Here is a 23,310-nt window from a genome sequence, read left to right as displayed (position 1 = left end):
GCGCGGCGGCTCCACGACGGCCAAGTAACGGTATCGCCAGCCGCTCCGGTCACGTCACGCACCGGCGCCGCCCGAGGCCCGGTCGTGGCACCCGCATCGATGATCGGGCGAAACAGACCCGTCCAGATAGGCGATCACCGGCGCTGTCAGCGGCAGGCCGCGCAGATCCGCGGCCGGCACCAGCCGGACCGCAACGATTTCGCGGTTGTCAGGCTGCAGCGGCGGCAGCTGGTCCAGCCGCAGGTCGAAGAAATGCACCCGGTCGCGCAGCCCGTCCCATCGGCCGCACGCCGTGCCGACGGGTGTCAAGTGGCCGCCTGTCAGCCCTAGTTCCTCGATCAGCTCGCGCCGGGCCGCCGCCGCCGGCGTTTCCCCGCGCCGGATGCCGCCGCCCGGGAACGACCATGCGGACCGGTATGACGCGCGCACCAGCAACACCGCGTCACCGACATGAACCGCAACGAGCGCGCCTTCATGCCGCGCCCCGCTCAGCCGCCACCAGGTTCGGGCAAGCGGGAAAATGCAGCGATAGACAAGCTGCCAGACGGTATCGACGAACGTCGGCGGCCTGGCTCCGGTAATCGGCATCGGTCAAAACTCATTTCGGCGGCGAGGACAGGCAAGAGACGTTCATGCGGCACGGCCGGCAACCGGCGCCGGAACTCTATCGAGACCGCGCCGCGGCGGCCAGACGGGATGTCGGAGCCTGTCTGGCTTGGAGTTTGGGAGTGGCTGTGGGTCGGGGTGGTGCCTCTCCCGGCGGAGGCACCACGCCGGAACAGCATCGCCACCACGCACAAATCCACGAACGCCATGCAGCGCCGGCGTCCGAAAGCCCGCTCAACCAACCAGGCTCTCGCTTGAAAGACCCCCCGCTTCCCGGCAACATCGAAGTAAAGCATGATGGCCCTGCCGCACCTCCATGAAAAACCGCACACCAGGAACGGAAGCGCAATGACTCAGCTTCTGAAAAGGTTCATCGACCGGACGCATATCGCCTACTTCTCGATGGAAATCGCCATCCACCCCGAGATGCGCACCTATTCCGGCGGGCTCGGCGTCCTCGCCGGCGATACGGCGCGATCCTGTGCGGATCTGCAGATTCCGGTCGTGTTCGTGACCCTGATCAGCCGGGCAGGATACTTTCGGCAGGAAATCGCCGCCGACGGCCAGCAGGTCGAGCACCCGGACTGGTGGGACCCGGCGCAATTCTGCAAGCCGCTCGACGCCATGGTGGCGCTGCGGATCGAGCAGCGCGCGGTCTGGGTCCGCCCCTGGCTTTATGTCCACACCAGCCCGCACGGCGATACGATACCGATCCTTCTTCTCGATTCCGACCTGGAACAGAACCTGCCCGAGGATCGCGAACTGACGCACTATCTTTATAGCGACGGCGAAAAGTACCGCCTGAAGCAGGAACTGATCCTCGGCCTTGGCGGCATGCGGCTGCTGCAGGCCCTGGGCTTCCGCCTTCATACCTATCACCTGAACGAGGGACACGCGGCTTTCCTCACGCTGGACCTGCTGAACAGATACCGCTTCCCCGAGGAAGACGTGCGGCCGGGGGAGCCGCTGTACGACCTGGCCGAGGTCAGGGAACGCTGCGTGTTCACGACCCATACGCCGGTCGAGGCCGGCCAGGATCGATTTTCGTACGAACTGTTCGCGTCAATGGCCGACGACCTGGTGGATATCGACGAACTCAGGCAGATCGCCGGAAGCACGCAGCTCAGCATGACCCAACTCGCCCTGAACCTGTCTGGCTATACGAATGGCGTGGCGCGCCGCCACGCCGAAACGACGCGCCACATGTTCCCCGGATACCGGGTTCACGCCATCACCAACGGCGTGCATGTCGGACTCTGGACACACGCAGCCTTTGCCAAGCTGTACAGCGAGACATGGCCGAACTGGCACCATGAGCCGGAAATCCTCGTGCGCGCCATGCAGCTTCCCAACGACAGGCTGTGGGATTGCCACCTGACCGCCAAGACCGAGCTTGTCGGGCACGTGCACGCGCTGACAGGCATCCGGCTGGAGCGCGACATTGCAACGCTTGGTTTTGCGCGGAGAATGACAGGCTACAAGCGCCCCCTGCTGCTGTTCTCGGATGTCGAGCGGGTGGCGGCGATCGCCGCGCGGCATCCGCTGCAGATCGTGCTGGCGGGCAAGGCCCACCCCAGGGATGAGGAAGGCAAGGCCGCCATCCGCCGCCTGGTGCAGTTGACGCAGCAGCTTCGCGGCCGGATCACCTGTGTTTTCCTGCCGAATTACGACATGCGGCTGGCACAGGTCATGGTCAGCGGCGTCGACGTCTGGCTGAACACCCCGCTGCCGCCGATGGAGGCGTCAGGCACCAGCGGCATGAAGGCCGCGCTCAACGGCGTGCTGAACCTCAGCGTGCTCGACGGCTGGTGGGCCGAGGCCTGCGTGGAAGGCGTCAACGGCTGGGCCATCGGAACCGAGGATGATGCGGCCGCGGCGGACAACCACGCCAACCTGCTCTACGCCAGGCTGGAGCAGGTCGTCCTGCCACTTTACTACAGCGATACGAACCGGTGGCGCGACATGATGCGGCAGAGCATCGGCAACATCGGTTACTACTTCAACAGCCAGCGCATGATGCGGCGCTACGCCAGCGAAGCCTATCTGCGCTGACCCAACTGTTGCGGACGCTACGACATCGGCATGGACGAATCGATGATCACCAGCATACGCCCGGCAAACGCGGTCGGCGTACGGTCCGGCCGTAGAACGGCTTCGTAGCTGGGGTCGTCCGCGGCGGCGGCCTCGTAATCGGCATCCAGGACGCCGTATTTATCGAGAAACGTGTTCATCGCCGCCGAGATCCGCACACATCCTTCCGAGGCGGGATGGCCAAGCCGCCGCTCCAGCAGGTCCGGATCGGTCGCATGCAGCAACAGGCGGATCTCGCCGGTTTCGCCGTCGCTGCGCCAGCCTTTGACGGCGGTGACCCAGCCGAAATCCCAGACCCGCATGCCTTTCCGGCCAAGGCCGCGGATATGGTTTTCGTTGAACGTGCCCTCGGCCCGATAATCCAGGATGGCATCCGTGTGCTGAAAAACCCCGGTCGGCGTAATGAAATAGCCATGCCGCCCGGCCTGCCCGGTGGAGACGCGGCCGCCGCCGACCATCTGCCAGTTTCGATCCGGACGGGCAAGGATGATGACGAGCAGCTGCGCCGCCGGGTTGCGGTCGACCACCACCAGCAGCGTCGGCCCCACAACCGCCAGCCGATCGGCCTTGAGCGCGGCACGCGTGCGGGCCAGCAGATCTTTCATGCGGCGGGGCGGCAAAGACACGATGGCCCGCGGCACCTGCCGGATCAGCGCCCGGCGAAGCTGCATGAACGCGGCGTCTATCGTTGCCGTTGATACCGGCGGCGGCGCGGTCTGGATGCTGGCCTCATACGGCGGCGAGGCGGCGGGCGGCCGGGGCGCGTCGGCACAAGCCGGCACCGGACCAACGAGGCAAAGCAGACCGGTCACCAGCATCAGGCCGGAAACGCAACGGCGCGCGGATTCGACGATAATATCGGCTCCCCAGCAGCGGCCCCCGATCATGGCAGGTTCCCAGGCGGACACGTTGATATCGATCAACCGCGCAATCGCCGTATCCCTATTGCCCCGGGGAGAACCCCCGGCTCTGCCGGGGTGGCTGTCAGAGTTCGACATTTCCGGGAGTATGTTCTTCGCCGTTGGGGCGCATGTCGCTCGCGTCTGCGCAGCGGCACTCTCTTGCGCCTTGGCCGGTTGCGAAAAGGCCCCTTTGAGGGGCCCGCAACCGAAAAGCCTCCGGCTCTGCCGGAGGATTTTTACTGATTGCGAAAGCCTCCCGTTTCCTGAAAGGCCGTCCGGGCCTCGTCGCCCGGGACGTTGCCGCGATCCATATAGCGGGTGGAGAAATGGAACGGCACAAGCCGCTTCACCTGCGACAGGCGCGCCAACCTTCCGGCCTGCCACGCGGTCAGGTGGTTCTTCCGCGCGGCCTGCTCCGCATCCTCCTGAAGAAAGGCGCATTCAATGAACAGTTCGTCAGCGCCAAGCGCCAACTGTCTGATCCGGCCGATATTGCCGGGCACGTAACGGACATCGACGACATAGGCGATCTTCTGGCCGGCGGTCACCTCGGCCAGGCCGCGCAGCGCGCCGAGCGGTAACGTCGCCGCAACGGTGTCGTCGCCGCTGCGGCGCAGGGCGCCGATGGGCGTCGCCGCGGGCAGATCGTCCAGCACGGCGCGCTTGAGATCGCGCAGCCAGGGCCCGACGGCCAGCCCCATCGCATCCAGCCTGTTCTTCCAGATGTTGACATGCGCGGGCTCCTCCATCGCAAAGCCGAGGCAGGGGGTCGCATGGTCCAGCACCGCGCAACGAACCCGCAGCCCACCACAGGAAGCCAACAGGTCGCCATCCATGCGGGCGTCCGGCATGGACTCGCGCAGGAACGCCTGTGACGATCGGAAACGGGCGCGGCGCAGGGTGCCGTCCTCGGCGACCTCGGTCACCGCCAGCGCCAGATCGCCCTGGTAGTTGCGAATGACGTTCCAGGTGTAGGCATGCAGCTTGTGCCCCACCCGGTCGATGAAGCCGGCGGGGCCGAACAACGCCAGCGTCTTGTCACGGCCCAGGAACAAATGCAGCAGGTGGTCGAAGCCGGCGAAGTGGTCCATGTGCGCGTGGCTGACGAAGACGTGGCTGACCCGCAGCAGCTTTCGCGGCGGCAGCGCCGTGATGTCGCCGATGTCGAACAGCAGGGCGCGCCCTTCGAACATGATGTCGGCGTACATCCCGGGGTCGCCGAACGGATCGTTGACGAGGTGGCAGTGGATGGTCGGTCGCATGGCACGGGCACTCGGGCAGGCGACGCCGGACGGCGCCGCTTCACGGCCATCGCTATGCCACGCCGTTCAGGCCAACGCCATCGGATCTGGCCGCTTCGGGCCGGTCCCGGCCGGATGATGCGTGGTTTGCGGCCGCAGGATGTTGTTGACACGGCTCTTGACAGCCCGGCGATATTTGTTCGCTATTCTGCACAACTGGCCGGCCTTGTGCTGCCGGGCGCCCCCCTGGAAGTCCTGAACAGAAACGTGCCATGAACGAAGTTCAAACGAAACGGCGTCTGCGTCAAAGGGCGACGGACGAGCTCAAGCGGTACGTGGCGGTGTCCCTGTACCTGTACGTCTGCTTCGGAACGCTTCTGCTTTACAAGGGCGCCGTGCTGCGTGCCGAGGGGATCGATTACACATCCTACGGTCTTGCCGCGGTCAAGGCGCTGATACTGGGCAAGTTCATGCTGATCGGCCACGCGCTCCACATCGGAGAGCGATACGGCAACAAGCCGCTGATCTACCCGATCCTTCACAAGTCGCTGGCCTTTCTTGCGCTGCTCTTCGTGCTGGATCTCGCCGAGGAGGCGATCGCCGGCATGCTGCACGGACAGTCGTTCCGCGTCTCGCTGGCGCAGTTTGCCGGCGGCACCTGGCTGCAGATCGTCGCGACGTGCCTGGTGCTGCTGCTGATCCTGCTGCCGTATTTCGCCTACCGGGAAGTCGGCGAGGTGCTGGGCGAAGGTGTCCTGAACCGGATGCTGTTCCGCAAAGGCCCGCGCCGCGGCCAGGAATGACCATGATGCCCTGGGCCGGTTCGCCGGGCGCATCCCACGCCACGGCGGGACCGTTACGGCAAAGTGAATAGATTCACCTGTGCTATGCAGAAACGGCGAACGGACACAAGTGCTTGTGATCGGACCTGCCTGCCAATCCGGCGCGCAAACCGCGGTGTTTGCCGAATTGGCATAGTCACCGCGGCGGCCCGGGTGATAGCTGTCGTTCCCACTGCATCATGAACGGCGACGGGGTCGAGGATGCGTCTTTGCGGCTTCCTGCGTGGCACATTGGTTCGCGGCGTCGTGCTGGCCTGCCTGGCGTTGGCTCTGGGGATGCCGGCCGTCCAGGCCCAGCAGGTCACCGGCGTCCCGGGCTCGCCGGATGCAACCACCACGATCGACGGGCATGTGCTGCCGCCGCCGCCGCAACCGTTCACCGGCCAGATCGGGCTGAACGCCGACCAGTCCAGGCCGGCCTGGCCGATGCGCGTGGTGCCGCCGAAGGGCGCGCCCAATATCCTGCTGATCATGACGGATGACGTCGGCTTCGCGGCGCCGTCGACCTTCGGCGGCGTCATTCCCACGCCGGCGCTCGACCGCATTGCCAGGGATGGGCTGCGCTACACCAATTTCCACTCCACCGCCCTGTGCTCACCGACGCGCGCGGCGCTGATCACCGGCCGCAACCACCACTCGGTCGGTTTTGGTGTCGTTTCGGAGCAATCAACTGGTTTCCCGGGCTACAACTCGATCATCCCGAAGGACAGCGCCACAATCGGCCGCATCCTGCGGGACAACGGCTACCGCACGTCGTGGTTCGGCAAGGACCACAACACCCCGACCTATCAGGCGAGCCAGGCCGGCCCGTTCGACCAATGGCCGAGAGGCATGGGATTCGACTATTTCTTTGGCTTCGTCGGCGGCGACACCAGCCAGTGGCAGCCGAACCTGTTCCGCAACACCACGCCGATCTACCCCTATGTCGGGCATCCGCAGTGGAACCTGACCACCGCAATGGCGGATGACGCGGTGCACTGGCTGCACCAGTTGAATGACATCGACCCCAGGATTCCGTTCTTCCTCTACTACGTGCCCGGCGGCACCCACGCGCCGCACCATCCGACTCCGGAATGGATCAGCAGGATCAGCGATCTGCATCTGTTCGACAAGGGCTGGAACGAACTGCGCACGCAGATCTTCGCCAACCAGAAGCGGCTCGGGGTCATTCCGGCCGATGCCAAACTGACGCCCTGGCCGCACGACCTGCTGAAGAACTGGGATGAACTGACCGGCGTCGAAAAGAAGCTGTTTATCCGCCAGGCCAACGTCTATGCGGCCTACCTGGCCTACACCGACCACGAGATCGGCCGGGTGATCCAGGCGGTGCAGGACATGGGCAAGCTCGACAACACGCTGATCATCTACATCAGCGGCGACAACGGCGCCTCGGCCGAAGGTACGCCAAACGGCACGCCGGACGAACTTCTGACCTTCAACGGCGTTGCCCTGACGGCCGAGCAGCAAATGGCGTGGTACGACGTCTGGGGCAGCGACCAGACCTATCCGCACATGGCCGTCGGCTGGGCCTGGGCGTTCGATACGCCGTTCAAATGGACCAAGCAGGTGCCATCGTTCTTCGGCGGCGTGCGGCAGGGCGTGGCGATCTCCTGGCCCGCGCGGATTACCGACAAGGGCGGCATCCGCCCGCAGTTCCACCACGTGATCGACATCGTGCCGACAATCCTGGAGGCAACGGGCATCGCCGCGCCGAACACCGTTGACGGCATCACGCAAAAGCCGATCGAGGGCGTCAGCATGGTGTACAGCTTCGGCAACGCCAGCGCGCCGTCGCCGCACCGGACACAGTATTTCGAAATGATGGGCGTGCAGGGCCTGTATGACAATGGCTGGATGCTCAGCGCCGTTCCCACCCGCGCGCCGTGGGATGCGGGCCTGGGCAACGTGGTGCTCGATCCGGCGAGTGGTTTTAAATTCGAACTGTACGACCTCCGGCACGACTGGACCCAGTACACCGACGTCGCGGCGCAGAACCCGCGCCGGATGCGGGAAATGACCGACCTGATGTTCGGTGAGTTCGCGAAATACCAGGTGCTGCCGCTGGATGCCTCGGCCGTTACGCGCATGGTGACGCCGCGGCCGTCGCTGTCGGCGGGCCGTACCGAATTCACCTACGCGGGGGTCCCGGTTGCCGGCATTCCCACGGGCGCCGCGCCCAACCTGCTGGCGACGTCCTATACCATCACCGCCAGCATCGACGTGCCGGAGGGTGGCGCCGAGGGCATGGTCGTGACCGATGGCGGGCGCTTCGGCGGCTACGCGCTGTATCTGCTGCACGGCAAGCCTGTTTTCACCTGGAACCTGCTGAACCTGCAGCGGGTGCGCTGGGAAGGCGCCGAGGCGCTGGCTCCCGGCAAGCACACGCTTGAATACGACTTCCATTACGACGGGCTTGGCTTCGCCACGCTGGCCTACAACAACGCCAGCGGGCTTGGCCGTTCCGGCACCGGGACATTCAAGGTGGATGGCACGACCGTTTCGACTCAGACGCTGGAGCAAACCATCCCCATCATGCTGCCGATCGACGAAACCTTCGACATCGGGTTGGATACCGGCACGCCGGTGGACGACCGGGATTATCAGGTTCCGTTCCGGTTCACCGGCAAGATCGACAAGCTGACGATCCAACTCGAGCGGCCGAAGCTGACGCCGGCGGACGTGCGGAAGCTCGAGGCCGCCTATCGCGCGGGACAGGACGCAAACTAGATCGCGGCGCCCGCGGGATGCGTGGACTGCCGCTGTGGGACCCGCCAGGCCGGTGCGAAGGCCGCACCACCTGGAAACCTCAGGAAGGAGAACGGTCGTGATGAACAAGCCGATACAACGAAGCCTCGCCGCGGGATCGCTGGCAGCCGCGTTCGTGCTGGCAGGGTGCGTGTCGAGATCCGACTACGACGCCCTGCAGGCGCAGAACCAGCAGCTGCAGTCGCAGGTGACGCAGCAGCAGCAGCAGATTGCCACGCAGCAGCAGCAGATTTCCCGGCTGCAGGGGGCGATCAAGTACACCGTCAACAGTGACCTGCTGTTCCCGTCGGGCGGCTATCACATGTCGGCGGCCGGCAAGCGGATCATTGCCAAGCTGGCGCAGAGGCTGGCATCGACGCAGGAAAACAAGCTTGTCGTCAACGGCTACACCGACAACGCGCCGATCGGCCCGCGGCTGAAGCAGGAAGGGATCACCTCCAACGAGGAACTGTCGCAGAAGCGTGCCGAGGATGTGATGCAGTTCCTGATCTCCCAGGGCGTGAAGCCGGACATGGTTTCGGCCAAGGGCTGGGGTGAGGCCTCGCCGGTCGCGTCGAACGATACGGCAGCGGGACGAGCCAAGAACCGCCGGGTGGAGATCACGCTGGCGTCCTAGCCGAACTATTTCCTCCCGGGCCGCGCGGCCCGGGGTGGGACCGGTCTGCCGTGGTTGGCCGCGGGGCGTCATGCATGGCGCCCTGCCGCGTTGCTGTTTCCGGCCGGATGCGTAACGTCGCTGCACAGCAGGACCGCGCGCAATGGGGAAGACAAGCCGATGCGAATTGTCATGAGTTGTTTTGGTCGGCTCGCCCTGTCGGCGTTGCTGGTGGTTGGCGCGGCGCGCCTGGCTCCGGCCGCGGCGCAGGACGGCGCGACAAAGCCGGCCGGGCCGCCGAAGATCGAACCGAAGGTGCTCGCCATCCTGCACGCCGCGTGCGACACCCTGGGCAGCGCCCGCACCATGTCGTTCACGGCGGTCGACACCTATCAACGGAATGCGCGCAACGGGCAGCCGCTGTTCTACACCGTGCTCAGCCACGTGACGCTGCAGCGGCCCGACAAGCTGCGGGTCATCAGGCCCGGCGACGGCGTGCCGGACGAATTCTATTACGATGGCAACACCATGATGGCCTTCGTGCCGTCGGCGAACCTGGTCGCGATCGCCAAGGCACCGCCGACGATCGACCAGATGCTGGATGCGGCGTGGGACATCGGCGCGATCTATTTCCCGTTCGCGGACGTCATCGTCTCCCGGCCGTGCGAGGTGTTCGACAAGAACCTGAAGTCGGCGTTCTATGTCGGCCAATCGGTGGTGGTGGGCCGTACGACAACCGACATCGTGGCGATCGAAGGCGACAACGTGCAGGCGGAATTGTGGATCGGCGCGGCCGACCATCTGCCACGGATGGTGCGCGTGACCTATCCGAACGAGCCGGCGCACGCGCTGTACCAGACGGATTATTCCGACTGGAAGCTGAACATGCCGGTCGACATGACAGCGTTCAGTTCGTCCAGGGCGCAAGCGGCGAAGCGCATGGCCTTCGCGCCGCCGCCGGCCGAGTCGCCGCGTCCGGCAGCGGGCAGACCGCCGCCGGCAAAACAGCCGTAGGCCGGCGTTTCGTTACCTGACGGCAATCACAACGGAAGGGACTGCGGTTATGCGAGAGAAGCTTCTGGCAGCCGGGGCGGCAATGATCCTGGCCCTGTCGCCACAGTCGGGCCTGGCATGGTTCCACGGCGGCGGCGGTTACCATGGCTTGGAAGGCGGCGGCGGCTTCCACGGCTGGGGCAGCGGCGGCGGCTGGCATGGCGCCGGCGGCGGCTGGCATGCCGATTCCGGGGGCGGCTACACGCACAGCGGCAGCTACGGTGGGTACCAGCACTCCACCACGGTCTCGTCCCGGGGCGTGGCGCATTCCAGCGATCTCGGCGGCTATGAGCATGGCTCGGCGGCAAATGCCACAGGCGCCTATCACGCCAGCGATGCCGGCGGCTATGCGCACGGCACCGAGGCGAACGCCACGGGTGCCTATCATGCCAGTGATTACGGGGGTTACTATCATGCCACGGCGACGAGCGGTGGCGCGGTGGCGCACACCGGCTATTACGGCACCACGGCGTCGTACGGCGGGTATTACCATCAGCCGGCGACGGTGAATTATTACGGCGCCTCGGGTTGCTACAACTGCGGCGGCAGCGGCTGGGGCTATGCCGGCGCCGCGCTGGCCGGCGCGGCGGTGGGAACCGCCGTGGGCGCGACCGTTGCGGCGGCGAACACCGCGAACGCCTATAATGCCGGCGTCGCGGCCGGCTCGGCGAGCGGCTATGCCGCCGGGGTGGCCGCCGGTGCCAGCTTCGCCGCCCTGCCCGGCGGCTGTGCCTATTCCCCGCGCGGCGGCACGCCGTACTACTATTGCTCCGGCAGTGGCGGCTACTGGCTGTCGCCGGCCTATGGCGCGAACGGGCTTTATTACCGCGCCGTCGCGGCGCCGTAGCCACAACGAAAAGGCGCGGGCGGGCAGCGCGGCCCTGGCGGCAGTGGCCGTTGCCTTACCGTGATGGCCCGCGGCGCCCGCTATTGTTGCACCGAGAACGGAAGGTCGCCTTCACTGACCACGCTGCCCTGCTCGGCGCGGACCTGCCAATGCAGGGTATACTGCCCGGGTGGTGGCGTCTCGCCGGACGCGAACAGAACATTCGGCGCGCTGTCCTCACGCGGCACCAGCACGTGGATCACCTTGCCCGATTGGACGATTTCCATGCGCGACCGGATATGATCGACCGGCCCGTCGAAGCGCAGCACGAAAGCGGCGTGGCGCCCGTGGATGACCGCGTTCGCCCTGGGGCTGGTATCACGGATTTGCAACGAAAAAGCGTCCCCGGCGCCCAGGCCGATCATCAGAATCGCCGCCAGCGTGCCGCCACCCAGCTGCCGCCGGCCGACGCGCCATCCATTCGCCGTCATGATCCATCCTCCCGTTCGTGACCCGGCACAGCGTGCCGGCAACGGTGAAGTCGTTGCAGCGCCACGACTGCTCCTGCAGTATACTGGGCGGGACGCCGCCCGTCCAGTTCAGAACGTAAAAGAAACGCTGAGCACCGGCCCATACAGCGTGGCGTTGAAGGCCTTGACAGCGCGGCTGGCGTCCAGGTTGCCGGACTCGTGCAAGGCCATGAAGCCGGCGTTGAGGTTCAGCCAGGACGTAGCCGCCCAGGTGCCGATGGCGGAAACCTGCCAGCCCCAGGAGCCGCCGCTGACGCCGAACCCCTGCCCCTGCGCCTCGAGCATGAAGCGCCAGCGCGGGCTGGGATAGATCGCTCCCCGCAGTCCCAGCCAGGGCTGGGTGAAGTCGCCGCTCTGGCTGATGCCGATCACCCGTTCGCGGCCCAGCAGGCCGATCCGGTCGAGATCGAGCGTGCTGCTGGCGGAGAACCAGGCAAAGCCGACGCGCCCGTCCAGGGTTGCGGGAATGCCGCCGACGAAGCCGTTGAACACCTGGTAGCCGATGCCGGGCGCCACGCGCACGGTCGAGACGTCGATGGTCAGGGAGCGCGGCCGGCCGAGCACGTCCGGCGGCAGGCCCTTGTTCTGCGAGGCGCCGACATAGTCGATGTTCAGTTCACCGGACCATGGCCCGTAGCGCAGCACGCCCACGCCCATGAAGGCGCCCGTCAGCACGTTGGCGAGCTGGGACAGGCTCGGGACCCCGGCGCTGGCCGCCGCGGTGGCGCCGTTGCCCAGCGTCACCTGGGCGTTGCTGGCCGGCAGCCAGAGATAGGGCGCCAGCTCGATATGGATCTGCGGCGCCCCGTCCTTGGTGTAGCCGTCCTGCGGCGATACCTCGGCCCGCGCGGGCAGCAGTCCCAGCAGCAGGAAGACGGCGACGCACGCGGCCCTGGCGGGTGGCCGGGACAGGGCGGTTGCGCCCGTGGCCGGGCCTGCGCAGCTATTGCATCGAAATAACGACCGCATCGCCGCCCAGGCTGAGCACCAGCCCCTCGCGTTTGGCATGAAGATGCATGATCACGCCGGCTTCGTTCTGCAGCCACAGGTCGCCGGCGCTTTTGGTGCCGAAGGCGAAGCCGTAACGAGCCTGGCCGTAGGCGCCGGGGAACTGGGCGATGTCGGCCAGCTTGTAGACCTCGCCCTTGGCTTCCATCGAGGAGGCCCGATGCCGCCGATACCCAGGCCGCCGACGGTGAACGGGTAGGCCCGGCCGCGATAGAACAGCGTGCCGCTGCCGCCGCCGCCGCTGCCGATATAGGCGACCTGGACCTGCTGCATGTCCACGGTGCCATCGGGCGCCAGCCCGGCGACGGCGTCCGGCCCGACCTTGACCGACCCGCTGCATCCGGCCAGCAGGGCCAGGGCCGCCGCCAGGGCGAAGCGGCGCGCGAACCCGACCGGGCTGCTCATGGAACGGATACCCGACGGCCGGCCATTTCATGACTCCCTTTAAGGAACTGGCCCACGGAACCGCAAGGGCCGATTGCTGACGGGCTTTTCTCGCGTGGGGATGCCAGGACACGCTGCCCGGCGCTATGCAGTTTCGGAATCGAGTCGCAACCGCCGCCGGCGCGCCGGCGCGCCGGCGCGGGCGGATCGCCCTTGCCCTGTCCGCCCGACCCGACCAAGCTGCGGCGCCCGAAGGGGACAGGCACGGGGAGGACGCATGCGCATCGAGATCATCTGCACCGGCGACGAGGTCCTGACGGGCAAGATCACCAACACGAATTTCTCCACCATGGCGCAGAAGCTCGAGGATGCCGGGCTTTCGGTCTACTGGGGCACGACCGTCGGCGACGACCGCGAGGCCCTGCTGTCCGCCTTCCGGCTTGCCGCCGGACGCGCCGACGCGGTCATCGTCAACGGCGGCCTCGGCCCGACGGTCGACGACCTGTCGCAGGAAATCGCCGCCCGGGCCGCCGGCGTGGACCTGGTGCTGCACGAGCCCTGGCTGCGGCGCATGGAGGATTTCTTCACCCGCCGCATGCGCACCATGCCGCCGAACAACGTCAAGCAGGCGATGCTGCCGGCGACGGCGGAGTTGATCGACAATCCCATCGGCACGGCCTGCGGCTTTGCGCTGGACATCGGCGCGGCGCGCTTCTTCTTCACCCCCGGCGTGCCGCGCGAACTGCGGCGGATGCTGGAGGAGCAGGTGATTCCGCGCATCCTGGCCCGCTCCGGCGCGCCGGCGTCGATCCACCTGAAACGGTTCCACTCCTACGGGCTGGGCGAATCGCATGTGGACCAGTTGCTGGCCGGGGTGGAGGCGCTGGATCCCGAGGGCGGCATCAAGCTTGGCTTCCGCGCGCACTATCCGCAGATTGAAACCAAGCTGACGCTGCGCGGCGCCGACATGGACGAGGTGAACCGCAAGCTGGCGCCGGTGACGGCCGAGGTGCGGCGGCGGCTGGGCAACTTCATCATTGCGGAAGACGACCAGACGCTGGAAGGCGTCGTCCTGGCCGCGCTGGCTGCGGAACGAGCGACGCTGAGCCTGGTGGAGACCTTCACCGCCGGCCAGATCGCCGCCCGCATCGCGCACCTGCCCGGCGCCGAGACGGTGTTCCGGCACGGCACCGTGGCGCGCCACCTGGACCAGTTGTTCGGCGTCCGCCTGCCGCCCGACCTCGACCAGGAAACGACCGAGGCCGTGGCCCGGGCGGCGCGGGAGCAGACCGGGGCGACGCATGCCCTGGCGGTGCTGATCGCGCTCGACGAGGGTGCGGACCGGATCGACCTTGGCGGCACGATCTGGATCGCCATCGCCACGGCGGACCGGGTGGCGTTCCGCCGCTCGCGCATCCTGGGCGGGCGGGAATGGATCCGGCTGGGGGCGGTGGAACTGGCGATGGATTGCCTGCGCCGGTTCCTGCAGGGATTGCCGGTGGTCGAGCGAATCGATTTCGAAAAGAGTTGACCGAGAGACCGGTTGCCGCGCCGCGGCGATTGCTACCTCGTTGCGGACAGGCAGACGTAATTCTGCGCGGCGGTCGGGCTCTGCAAATTCGTTTCGAACTCGGCGAGCGAGGCCGGATGGGCAAAGCCAGCCTGGCGGAGAAGCTCGAGATGCCGTTCGATCTCGAAGCGGCCCGGCTCGTATGACCATGTCGTGCCGGCCGGCTTGATGAAGTCTCCGTTGACGAGGATGCCGCCGATGGGGAGGATTTCGTGGCAACGGGCGTACACGGCCGCGACGGCCTCCTGGCTTCCAAGGTCGTGCAGGGCCCAGGTCGACAGGATCGCGCCAGGCCGGCGGGACAGGCGCCGCGGCCAGTTCTGGTCCAGCAGATCGGCCTTGGTCAGGACGACACGCGGCATGAACGGACCGATGGTTCGTTTCGCGACCTCGAAGAACACGTCGGAGAAGTCCAGCCCTTCGTAGCTGACCGTGGCATTTCGTTGCAGGACATGCCGGGCCATGTATCCTGGCCCCAGGCCCAGTTCGAGCACATGCAGATCCGGCCCGCCCAGCCGATCAACCCGGGCAAGGATCATATCAAACAAAGCAATCCGCGGTGGCGTGGGAGCGAAACGATCGGCCCAGCCCTGCACGAACACCGCGTCGTGAAATTCATGATGCGCGCCGACATAGCCGGTCATGGCAATCCCTGCTCCCACGGCTCCACGCGGAAAGGTGGTGGTCCGGTCACGGCTTGGCGCATGGGCGATGGTGCTGTCAACCTCGATGGACCGGCACCGAGGCGAAGTCCATCGCGGCGGCCGGCGCAAGCGCACCAACGCCTGTCAGACTGACGCAGCGCACTGGCATTTTCCCATGCGGGCCGCCAGCCCTGGGCCGCATGGAACCGGCTGTTGGCGCAAGCAGGTCCCGCGCCGGAACATCAATGCCGACAGGGCGCGCGGATGCGGGTAGAATGATCGGCGGACTGGAGCAAGTGCCTGCGGGCAACGGCCACGCATGGGGGAAACGAAATGAAGCGTATCGGAACACTCATCGCCGTCCTGCTGTTTATTCCGCTTTCCGTGCATCTGGGTTTCGCGGCACAGGCAGACGAGTCGCTGGTCGTCGGCTACGTCACCAAGTCGGCGCCGAACCAGGGCTGGACGCTGATCAACAAAGGCGCCGTGGACGCCGCCCGGGAGGCCGGCGTCCGGCTGCTTGTCGCGGGCCCCTCGGCGCAAGGCGCGCTCGCCAGCCAGATCTATGCCATCGACCAGGTGATCGCCCAGGGCGCGAAGGCGATTGCCATCGCGCCCGTGGACTCCACGGGCATCGCGCCGATCGTCCGGCGCGCGGCCAAGAAGGGCATTCCGTTCGTTGCCGTCGATACCGGAATCGATGGCGCGCCGATCAGGAGCTATGTCGGGACCGACAACCTCGCCGCCGCCCGCGCGCAGGCCGAGTGGCTGGCCGGGGTCATCGGCGACTCCGACAAGGTGATCCTGGTCAACGGCAGCCTGCGCCAGTCCTCCGGGCGCGATCGGCGGCAGGGCTTCCTGGATCGGCTGCAGCAACTGAAGCCGCACGTGACCGTGCTGGAAGTGCAGACCGACTGGACCCTGACGGAGGCGCAGGCCGGCGTGACCCGGGAACTGCGCGCCCATCCCGACGTCAGCGCGATCGCCAACGCGTGGGACGACGGCACCATCGGCGCGGTGGCGGCGCTGCGGACGTTGAAGTATCCAAAAGGCAAGGTCCGGATCATCGGCTTTGACGGCGCGCCGAATGCGCTGGCGCTGCTGAAGGCGGGGTGGATCCAGGCGGACGTCGGCCAGAGGCTGTATCGCGAGGGGTATGAGGGCGTGAAAACCGCCATCGCCGCGGCGAAGGGGGAAACGGTGCCGCCTCGTATCGATACCGGGTTCGAGTTGGTTACGCCCGGGAATGTCGAGAAATTCAGCGCGGATAATGAACTTTCCGGCTTCATGCGGTGACTGCCGATCGGCGTTGGCGGAGAGGGTGTGGGAGGTTGGCCGGGTTGCGCCTGGCAGAGACGTGCTTCGGGTGGGGAAACCGGCAGTGTGGAAACGAATTTGGAGGATTCGGGCGTGCGGCATTCTGCCAGGGCACCGATCCGTTCTCAGTCCGCGTGAGCCGTTCGTGTTACCTCATGCGATGGAAAACCAGGTTTTCTATTGACATAGGTTTTCCGGATGCTTATCTGGAAGCCAGAGATGCCGCGACTCCATACCATCGGCAACGTGCAGATTCGTGTTTATCCAGACGACACGAAGAAGCATCGGATGCCACACTTCCACGCCGCGTCTCCGGAGGGTGACATGGTCGTGTCCCTGCCCGATCTTCAGGTCATTGCCGGGTCGCTCAAGGACCGGGCGGCGGTGCTTGAGTGGGCCAGGATCGAGGCGAATCTCGAGCGGCTGATGGTTGCGTGGGACCAGGGCAACCCAACGGTTCCGGTGAGGAGATCCAGGCCATGATGACGAACGCCCGCAGGATTGCCGCCATCGAGGCGCAGCCGGGATACCGGCTGAAGGTGACATGGCAGGACGGCGGGGTGGCGGTCGTGGACATGACGGGTGTTGTCCACCGGCAGGCGTATTTCGCCGCATTGAAGGACGAAGCCGCGTTCCGTCAGGTTACGGTGATCGACTATGGCACCGGCATCGAATGGGCGAACGGAATTGATTATTCCGCCGACTCGATTGAAGTGATGGCAAGCGAGCAGACCGCCATGACGGCGGATGAATTTCGCGCCTGGAAGCGCGAGATGGAACTTAGCACCAACGAAATGGCGGACATTTTCGGCTTCTCCGCCAGCACGGTGAAGGCTTACCTTGCGGGGGAGAGTCCGATCCCGGTGGCTGTCCAGATCGCCTGCCATGCCATGCGGGAAAACCGGGCGATCCTTGATGCCCGGTTCCGCCCGCGGGTTGCCGGCCGGCCGCGCAAGAAGCCGGTCGCGGCGTGATCGAGCGGGGTGTGGAACCGTCAGGCAGTCTATCAATTCAGTTAGACCGGCGAGTACGATCAGCATTAAACGGCCGTGCGTGCGTGGCGTTTGCCTATGTGGGTCAAACTCAACGAGACAGCCTTCTCGTCGGCATGGCAAACATGAGATAGTACTACGGTGAATCTGTGGCCATATCAACGGCATAACTCATTCCAGTGAAGCCGCAGGCGGGGTTGCTCGTCTGCTCTAACACGCCATGCCGACGCTCGTGCAGACGAACGGTTTGTGGCTGTATATGTTCTGGTATTGCATTCTATCCGGATTCGTGCTGATTATTGCTGAGTGAGATATGACTTGATTTACGGAGAACAAGAGTGCCACTCGTACGTCTGTGGGCAAAGCTGTTTGTTCTGATGTGGGGCATCTATTTGCCGATTGCAACAATGATTTATCTGTTTTCCGACGACTCGGCTGGAAAGGTGCATAATGCTGGGATATACAGCGCCATTGCTCAGGAACTTCGCCTAATTGATGACGATAATGATGCCATAAGTAGACGAGAAGCCCAAATAAAGGCTTTAATCCGCTTGCGGGGAGGTGAGCCTGACGCCACAGTATATGGCGCACTAAAGCGTCGCAATAACATTACCGATTTAGCGATCAATGATTACTCAACTAAGCAAGTGGGAGAAGTAAAGTTCGACGTGGTAAGAATATTTTTTCGATACAAAGGAAAAGCAATTACAATAGACTCGCTTGTTATGAACAATCGCTCTTTTTTCCATCCTTTTCGCGTGGAGATGGCCGGTGCGCAAGAGATCTCTATCGCTTTGGACGCAGATCACCACGTACATTTCACAAACGAACACCGCATTGTGGACTTCCTTGGGGACTTAGCGCTAAAAACCGAAAATATTCCTTTTATCGATCATATAATAGAGCAAGAGCAATAGCCACTTCGGTGGCTTCCAAGCCAATGCTCGCGTGTCGCCGCATTTCACTCGGCACCTAGGGTGGCCAACTCGCCCTCGACGAGTAACGGCGGCAGATTCAGCGTCAAGGTATCCCATACCTCCCGTGCCGCGACATCTTCATATTCCTGACGATAGATGTTTCCCGCCGCCGCCATGCCGCGCCACTCGATCGACGGGTGGCGGGCCTTCAGCTCCTTCGGCAAACTCCGTGATGCTTCTGAGATGATCTCCAGGCATCGTGTCACCGCATAAAGGTGAGGGTCGTCACCCTTGAATGTTGCATAGGTCATCCCCGTGGCAAACCGCTCGGCCATGGCGATGTTGTGCCGGATGTCGTTCAGCCAGCGGCGGATGGCTTCCCGCTCAGAACGCACAGGTCGCATCGGCCATCGCAGCGGGCCGCACATGCGGTTTCAACCCATCCCGGTTGACGACATCGACCGGCCCGTCGAACAGATTCGCGATATACCCGTTTACCCCCGCATACCCCCACACGCCAAGGTGCGCATCGGGGTCAATCTCGATCATGATGTCGGTATCACTGTCTGGACGCTCATCGCCCCGAGGGCGCGAGCCGAACAGAGCCGCATGCGCCACGCCGCGCGCCAGCAACGCCGCCTCGCTCTCCCGCAACCGAGCGATGATCGCCCGCCTGTTCGTGGCCTCTCTATAGCACAAACCAGCGCGGCAATACCCAACACCACCACGCTGGCATCAACGACCGCCCCGCTCACGAACCTCCAAGATCGGCAGCATCATCCTCCCCGCTGCGACGATACGCGGCGATCTCGGCCTCGGTGTCCTCGGGCGTGAGCGCCGCAATGCCGCGGTACCTGGCGCCGGCCCAGGCTCTTTCCAGCCAGTCCGGCGGCGGCGCCACGGTGCGGATGAAATCCTGCACGCTCACAAACGCCCCTCGCTGACCATGTCCTCAATCGCAATCCCGCCAAGCGTCACACCCCGTCGCATCGCCCGGATGCGCTGTGCGGCCCCCCGGCCACGCCCGCGGCCAAACGCCGTGCCGGGAGGCACCAGGCGCGCCACCACCTTGCCGCAGCGCGTGATCACCACGTCCTCGCCAGCCTCGACCCAATCCAGCAACTCGTCGAACCGGCTCTCAGCCTCGCCCACCCCGATCGTCTTCATGGGAACCTCCAGTAGGCCAGTTTATGCCACGCGCTCTGGCCACATCCTCGAACGCAGCCAGCAAGATCGCCGGGTCAGGGGCTTCAGCAGCCGCAGAAACATATGCCGCAACAACCGCCTCATTCTCCAGATCGTCCGCCACGTCGAACGGGCCATCCCAAAGGTGACGGCGTGATTGCGCCGTTTTCTGCCAGTCTTCTCGCCCTCCCACTCGAAATGGGCAGCCGTCACAAACGACTGGATGACAGTAGTTTGCCCAAGTTTCAACAGGCTTCACGGCAACAAATTGACACACCGACGATCGACCTCTACCACCCCAAGAAGATTTCCCTTGCCTAACACAACCTATTCGTGTAAGAACAAACCAACAACACCAAGGTCGCCCCACCGTGTCGAACCCAGAAGCCGCCATCGACCCCGCCAGCCGCCCCGTCATCGCCCCCATCATCGACCCCTGCGTCGGCCTCAGGGCCATCGTCGCCAACCACCTCATCGACCTGTTCCAGGGCGGCCCGGTCGACACCAACCTCGCGCGCCAGATGGCCTACAGCGCCATCGACGCCTACAGCCCGCAAACCCGCGCCGACTGCGTCAACGCCGGCCGCACCATCGCCTTCTCCATCGCGGCGCTTGCCCTGCTCGGCCGCCTCGTCCGCGACCCCATGCCGCTGCCCGAGCAGCTCCAGGCCTTCGACCGCGCCAACGCCCTGAACGGCAGCGCCGACAAAAGCGAGCGCACCATGATGCTCCGCCGCCGCGGCCAAAGGGTCCGGCCCGCGCCAGCCCCAACGCCCACCCCGCCCGTGCCGGAGGCGCAGACCACCCCGGCCGAGGAAGCCGAGATCAAGGCCATCGTCGCCGAAGCCAAGAAGCACGGCAGCGCCGCCACCCAGCCGCCGGCCAGGCCCGACGCCCCGCCCCGCGGCCAGCCGACCGAAACCCATATCGAAACCACGCTCCGCAGCTACATCGCCGCGTTCGAGAACCCCACGCCCGAAACCGCGTCGCTCAGACAGAGCCTGCAGCGGAACACCGCCATGCCGGCCATGGCCGCGCAGACCTCATAGCGATCCGGCGCGGCGCAGGCCGCCGCCGCCCGCTCGTGACCACCCCGCCGCCAGGCCAGGACACGCCCCCAAGGCGCTGAACCGGGCAGCGCCTCCCCCTCAGTCGAAAATATCCATCGGCGAATCCGCCCGCAGGCTCGTCCCCAGCGTCTGCCCCAGCCGCTCGGCATCCGCCGGCCGCCCCGTCAGGCTGCGGGTCAGCAGGAACGAGCCATCCGCCCGCGCCACCATCCCCGTCAGCGTCAGCCGGCCATCCGCCAGCAGCCGCGCGTGCCCGCCAATCGGCATCCGGCAAGACCCGTCCAGTTCCTGCAGCAGCGACCGCTCCGCCGTCGCCGCGGCCCGCGCCTCCGCATCCTCGATCGCCGCCAGCAGCGCCAGCAGATCGGCGTCCTTCGCCCGCACGGTGACGCCGACGATCCCCTGGCCCGCCGCCGGCACCATCATCTCCGGCTCCAGCACCGCGATGGTCGGCAAATCCAGCCCCAGCCGCCGCAGCCCCGCCAGCGCCAGGGTCGTCGCGTCGCACTGCCCGTCCCGCAGCTTCCCAAGCCGCGTCTGCACGTTGCCGCGCATCCCCACCACCGTCAGGTCCGGCCGCCGGTGCAGCAACTGTGCCTGCCGCCGCACCGAGGACGTGCCAACCACGGCCCCAAGCGGCAGCACCGCCAGCGGATCGCCGTCCGCCGCCGCCCCGCACCGCGCGCCCAGGATCAGCGCATCGCGCGGATCCTCCCGCTTCAGCGTGCACGCCAGCACGACGCCGCGCGGCAGCTCGGTTTCCAGGTCCTTCAGGCTGTGCACGGCGAAATCCACCCGCCCGTCCAGCAGCGCCTCGTGGATTTCCTTGGCGAACAGCCCCTTGCCGCCGATGTCGGCCAGCGGGCGGTCCAGCACGGCGTCGCCGGTGGTGGCGATGATCTGCTCCTGCAGCCCGCCGTCCCGCAGCTCCGGGCAAACCCCGCTCAGAACTTCAATGAAATGACGCGTCTGCCACAGCGCCAGCGGCGAGCCCCTTGTGCCGACGCGCAATGGCAATGCACGATGACCGGACAGGCGCCCCGGCTGGGCGACCTCCGCTGCTTGAATCATGATAACCCCCATAATCAATCCACCGCCCGCCCGGGATCATCCTCCGAATGGCCGGTTCAGCCGCACGATCGTCAGGTTCAGGTAGGCGGCAAAGGAAACCCAGCTCAGATAAGGCACCAGCAGCAGCCGCGCGGTGCCGGACATAGACGGCAGCAGCATCGGCGCCAGGATCGACAACCACAGCAGCGCCACCTCGTACAGCGCCCAGTCCGGCCGCCGCAGCCGGAAGAACAGCGGACTCCAGGCAATGTGCGCCAGCCCGTTCAGCACGAACAGCCAGATCACCGCCGAGCGGCTGGCGGCATCCGGCGCCATGCGCAGTCCCAGGAACAGCGACAGCGACGCCAGCGTCAGCACCAGCGTCCAGACCGGGCCGAACAGCCAGTCCGGCGGCTGCCACCGGGGCTTCTTCAGCTCCCGGTAGTACCACGGCGACAGGTCGGTCAGGTACGTCCCCACGCCGCCAACCAGCAGGCCCCAACCGACGGCAATGAGGATGTCCAGGATCACGCGTCAACCAGCCCCAACAGGTGCGCCACGTCCTTGAAGAAGATCTTCACATGCGCCATCGGGTCCCGCCGGGTCAGCTTCTTGTTCATGTACGACTCCCACGTCAGCCGCTGCACGTCCGGGTCCGCGCACATGCTGACGAAGCGTTCCCGCCGCTTGTCGGACGAATACCAGAACCACTGCATCATCCCCAGGATCCAGAACACCCGGCCATGGTCCTTCATGAACGCCTGCCGCGCGGTCTGCAGCACCGTGGCGTCGCCGGTGGCCAGGAACCGCTCGCCCGCGTCGCCGACGATCCGCCCGCATTCCAGCGCGTAGTAGATGCCCTCGCCCGAGGCCGGCGCCACCACGCCCGCGGCGTCGCCCGCCACCAGCACGTCCTTGCCGTTGTCCCACCGCTTCAGCGGCTTCAGCGGAATCGGCGCGCCCTCGCCGCGGATCGTCTCCGCCTTGTCCAGCCCGGCGATCTCCCGCAGCCGCCCCACCGACTGGCGCAGCGAGAAGCCCTTGTGCATCGAGCCGCTGCCGACGGACGAGGTCGCGCCATGCGGGAACACCCAGCCGTAGAAGTCCGGCGAGACCCGCCCCTGGTAATAGACGTCGCAGCGTGCGCCGTCGAAGTCCGTCTCCGGCGTGCGGATGATCTCGTGGTAGGCGAAGACGTACTTCATCTTGTCCGCGCCCTTGATGCACTGCCGCGCCACGGCCGACTTCGCCCCGTCGGCGCCGATGACCAGCCTGGCGCGCAGCCGCAGCGGCGCCGCCGACTTGTCCGCGCCCTTCGGGTGGTAGTTCACCACCGCCACCCCATCCGCATCGCGGGTCAGGGTTTCGAACGTGCCGGTGACGCGCTCGGCGCCGCACTTCGCCGCCCGCTCCCGCAGCCACTCGTCGAACTGGTCGCGGTTGACCATCCCGACATAGCCGCCGGTCTGGATCGGCATGTCCACGCCCTTCTCCGACGGCGCGATCATCCGCGCCGAGGTGATCCGCGCGCAGATCAGGCTGTCGGGAATGCCGAAATCGCGGATCGCCCGCGGCGGAATGGCGCCGCCGCACGGCTTGATCCGTCCGGCGCGGTCCAGCAGCGCCACCTTGCGGCCCCGCCGGGCCAGTTCCGTCGCCGCCGTCGCACCGGCCGGCCCGCCGCCGACAACAACGGCATCATAGGTCAGTTCCATGGTCTC

Annotated in this window: 26 protein-coding genes; 12 read left to right on the top strand and 14 right to left on the bottom strand. The window is 66.0% G+C overall.

Going from position 1 to position 23,310, the window contains the following annotated elements; genetic code table 11:
• Positions 1–54 precede the first annotated feature (54 nt).
• A complete protein-coding gene (locus CCS01_RS26335; RefSeq protein WP_104521742.1) occupies positions 55–588 on the bottom strand; it encodes an NUDIX hydrolase in 534 nt (177 codons plus the stop codon).
• 366 nt (positions 589–954) lie between these two features.
• Here CCS01_RS26335 and glgP point away from each other — a divergent pair, with 366 nt between their 5' ends.
• Entirely contained in the window at positions 955–2,658 is a 1,704-nt protein-coding gene (gene glgP / locus CCS01_RS26330; protein WP_104521741.1) for an alpha-glucan family phosphorylase, read from the top strand.
• A gap of 17 nt (positions 2,659–2,675) precedes the next feature.
• On the opposite strand, the gene CCS01_RS26325 is transcribed toward glgP, so the two are convergent.
• Both CCS01_RS26325 and CCS01_RS26320 read right to left on the bottom strand, forming a co-directional pair.
• The gene (locus CCS01_RS26325; RefSeq protein ID WP_239992405.1) at positions 2,676–3,584 is read right to left on the bottom strand and encodes a L,D-transpeptidase family protein; all 909 of its coding nucleotides are present in this window, start codon (positions 3,582–3,584) and stop codon (positions 2,676–2,678) included.
• Between the two features lie 251 nt (positions 3,585–3,835).
• A complete protein-coding gene (locus CCS01_RS26320) occupies positions 3,836–4,861 on the bottom strand; it encodes a ribonuclease Z (RefSeq protein WP_104521740.1) in 1,026 nt (341 codons plus the stop codon).
• Between the two features lie 251 nt (positions 4,862–5,112).
• On the opposite strand from CCS01_RS26320, the gene CCS01_RS26315 reads away from it, so the two are divergent.
• The 5 genes from CCS01_RS26315 (at position 5,113) to CCS01_RS26290 (ending at position 10,943) form a co-directional block, all read left to right on the top strand.
• Positions 5,113–5,643 (top strand): hypothetical protein, encoded by a 531-nt coding sequence (locus CCS01_RS26315; protein WP_104521739.1) that lies wholly within the window; start codon positions 5,113–5,115, stop codon positions 5,641–5,643.
• A 240-nt stretch (positions 5,644–5,883) separates the two neighbouring features.
• Complete coding sequence (locus CCS01_RS26310; protein WP_104521738.1) at positions 5,884–8,409, top strand: arylsulfatase; 2,526 nt, start codon at positions 5,884–5,886, stop codon at positions 8,407–8,409.
• Positions 8,410–8,509: 100 nt separating this feature from the next.
• Positions 8,510–9,064, top strand: coding sequence for an OmpA family protein (locus CCS01_RS26305; RefSeq protein WP_104521737.1), 555 nt, complete (start codon positions 8,510–8,512; stop codon positions 9,062–9,064).
• Positions 9,065–9,235: 171 nt separating this feature from the next.
• Complete coding sequence (locus tag CCS01_RS26300) at positions 9,236–10,057, top strand: DUF2092 domain-containing protein (protein WP_146101972.1); 822 nt, start codon at positions 9,236–9,238, stop codon at positions 10,055–10,057.
• 49 nt (positions 10,058–10,106) lie between these two features.
• Positions 10,107–10,943: a hypothetical protein gene (locus tag CCS01_RS26290; RefSeq protein WP_146101971.1), complete on the top strand. Its 837-nt coding sequence runs from the start codon at positions 10,107–10,109 to the stop codon at positions 10,941–10,943.
• A gap of 80 nt (positions 10,944–11,023) precedes the next feature.
• On the opposite strand, the gene CCS01_RS26285 is transcribed toward CCS01_RS26290, so the two are convergent.
• The 3 genes from CCS01_RS26285 to CCS01_RS26275 all read right to left on the bottom strand — a co-directional run bounded on the left by CCS01_RS26285 (position 11,024) and on the right by CCS01_RS26275 (position 12,608).
• The gene (locus CCS01_RS26285) at positions 11,024–11,413 is read right to left on the bottom strand and encodes a copper resistance protein CopC (protein WP_104521733.1); all 390 of its coding nucleotides are present in this window, start codon (positions 11,411–11,413) and stop codon (positions 11,024–11,026) included.
• A 108-nt stretch (positions 11,414–11,521) separates the two neighbouring features.
• Entirely contained in the window at positions 11,522–12,421 is a 900-nt protein-coding gene (locus tag CCS01_RS26280) for a hypothetical protein (RefSeq protein ID WP_104521732.1), read from the bottom strand.
• Positions 12,396–12,608, bottom strand: a complete 213-nt coding sequence (locus CCS01_RS26275; RefSeq protein ID WP_104521731.1) for a hypothetical protein — start codon at positions 12,606–12,608, stop codon at positions 12,396–12,398. Before CCS01_RS26275 ends, CCS01_RS26280 begins: the two co-directional genes overlap by 26 nt.
• A gap of 513 nt (positions 12,609–13,121) precedes the next feature.
• Between CCS01_RS26275 and CCS01_RS26270 the strand changes: the two genes are divergently transcribed.
• A complete protein-coding gene (locus CCS01_RS26270; protein ID WP_158258612.1) occupies positions 13,122–14,375 on the top strand; it encodes a CinA family nicotinamide mononucleotide deamidase-related protein in 1,254 nt (417 codons plus the stop codon).
• Positions 14,376–14,407: 32 nt separating this feature from the next.
• Here the strand turns inward: CCS01_RS26270 and CCS01_RS26265 are convergent, their stop codons facing one another.
• Positions 14,408–15,058: a class I SAM-dependent methyltransferase gene (locus CCS01_RS26265; RefSeq protein ID WP_104521729.1), complete on the bottom strand. Its 651-nt coding sequence runs from the start codon at positions 15,056–15,058 to the stop codon at positions 14,408–14,410.
• A gap of 333 nt (positions 15,059–15,391) precedes the next feature.
• Between CCS01_RS26265 and CCS01_RS26260 the strand changes: the two genes are divergently transcribed.
• The 4 genes from CCS01_RS26260 to CCS01_RS33215 all read left to right on the top strand — a co-directional run bounded on the left by CCS01_RS26260 (position 15,392) and on the right by CCS01_RS33215 (position 18,284).
• Entirely contained in the window at positions 15,392–16,354 is a 963-nt protein-coding gene (locus CCS01_RS26260) for a sugar ABC transporter substrate-binding protein (RefSeq protein ID WP_104521728.1), read from the top strand.
• A gap of 219 nt (positions 16,355–16,573) precedes the next feature.
• Positions 16,574–16,858, top strand: coding sequence for a DUF4160 domain-containing protein (locus tag CCS01_RS26255; RefSeq protein WP_104521727.1), 285 nt, complete (start codon positions 16,574–16,576; stop codon positions 16,856–16,858).
• Entirely contained in the window at positions 16,855–17,349 is a 495-nt protein-coding gene (locus CCS01_RS26250) for a DUF2442 domain-containing protein (protein ID WP_104521726.1), read from the top strand. The genes CCS01_RS26255 and CCS01_RS26250 overlap by 4 nt, the downstream gene beginning before the upstream one ends.
• Before the next feature lie 356 nt (positions 17,350–17,705).
• Complete coding sequence (locus tag CCS01_RS33215; protein WP_146101970.1) at positions 17,706–18,284, top strand: hypothetical protein; 579 nt, start codon at positions 17,706–17,708, stop codon at positions 18,282–18,284.
• 44 nt (positions 18,285–18,328) lie between these two features.
• Here CCS01_RS33215 and CCS01_RS26240 read toward each other — a convergent pair whose 3' ends face one another.
• The 4 genes from CCS01_RS26240 to CCS01_RS26230 all read right to left on the bottom strand — a co-directional run bounded on the left by CCS01_RS26240 (position 18,329) and on the right by CCS01_RS26230 (position 19,451).
• On the bottom strand, positions 18,329–18,688 hold the full coding sequence (locus CCS01_RS26240; RefSeq protein ID WP_104521724.1) for a HepT-like ribonuclease domain-containing protein: 360 nt from the start codon (positions 18,686–18,688) through the stop codon (positions 18,329–18,331).
• Positions 18,669–18,902, bottom strand: coding sequence for a nucleotidyltransferase family protein (locus tag CCS01_RS26235; RefSeq protein WP_239992408.1), 234 nt, complete (start codon positions 18,900–18,902; stop codon positions 18,669–18,671). Before CCS01_RS26235 ends, CCS01_RS26240 begins: the two co-directional genes overlap by 20 nt.
• A 133-nt stretch (positions 18,903–19,035) precedes the next feature.
• Entirely contained in the window at positions 19,036–19,212 is a 177-nt protein-coding gene (locus CCS01_RS33970; protein ID WP_158258610.1) for a hypothetical protein, read from the bottom strand.
• Complete coding sequence (locus CCS01_RS26230) at positions 19,209–19,451, bottom strand: type II toxin-antitoxin system Phd/YefM family antitoxin (protein ID WP_104521722.1); 243 nt, start codon at positions 19,449–19,451, stop codon at positions 19,209–19,211. The genes CCS01_RS33970 and CCS01_RS26230 overlap by 4 nt, the downstream gene beginning before the upstream one ends.
• 389 nt (positions 19,452–19,840) lie before the next feature.
• Between CCS01_RS26230 and CCS01_RS26225 the strand changes: the two genes are divergently transcribed.
• A complete protein-coding gene (locus tag CCS01_RS26225; protein WP_104521721.1) occupies positions 19,841–20,518 on the top strand; it encodes a hypothetical protein in 678 nt (225 codons plus the stop codon).
• Positions 20,519–20,617: 99 nt separating this feature from the next.
• On the opposite strand, the gene hemC is transcribed toward CCS01_RS26225, so the two are convergent.
• The 3 genes from hemC to CCS01_RS26210 are packed head-to-tail and all read right to left on the bottom strand — an operon-like array spanning position 20,618 to position 23,304.
• Positions 20,618–21,610, bottom strand: a complete 993-nt coding sequence (gene hemC / locus CCS01_RS26220; RefSeq protein WP_239992404.1) for a hydroxymethylbilane synthase — start codon at positions 21,608–21,610, stop codon at positions 20,618–20,620.
• A gap of 36 nt (positions 21,611–21,646) precedes the next feature.
• A complete protein-coding gene (locus CCS01_RS26215; RefSeq protein WP_104521719.1) occupies positions 21,647–22,120 on the bottom strand; it encodes a TspO/MBR family protein in 474 nt (157 codons plus the stop codon).
• The gene (locus CCS01_RS26210) at positions 22,117–23,304 is read right to left on the bottom strand and encodes a geranylgeranyl diphosphate reductase (RefSeq protein ID WP_104521780.1); all 1,188 of its coding nucleotides are present in this window, start codon (positions 23,302–23,304) and stop codon (positions 22,117–22,119) included. The genes CCS01_RS26215 and CCS01_RS26210 overlap by 4 nt, the downstream gene beginning before the upstream one ends.
• Positions 23,305–23,310 lie beyond the last annotated feature (6 nt).

Source organism: Rhodopila globiformis (assembly GCF_002937115.1).
Taxonomy (GTDB): Bacteria; Pseudomonadota; Alphaproteobacteria; order Acetobacterales; family Acetobacteraceae; genus Rhodopila; species Rhodopila globiformis.
Note: the sequence above shows the minus strand (reverse complement) of the source record. Positions and strands in the feature narration are given on the sequence as shown.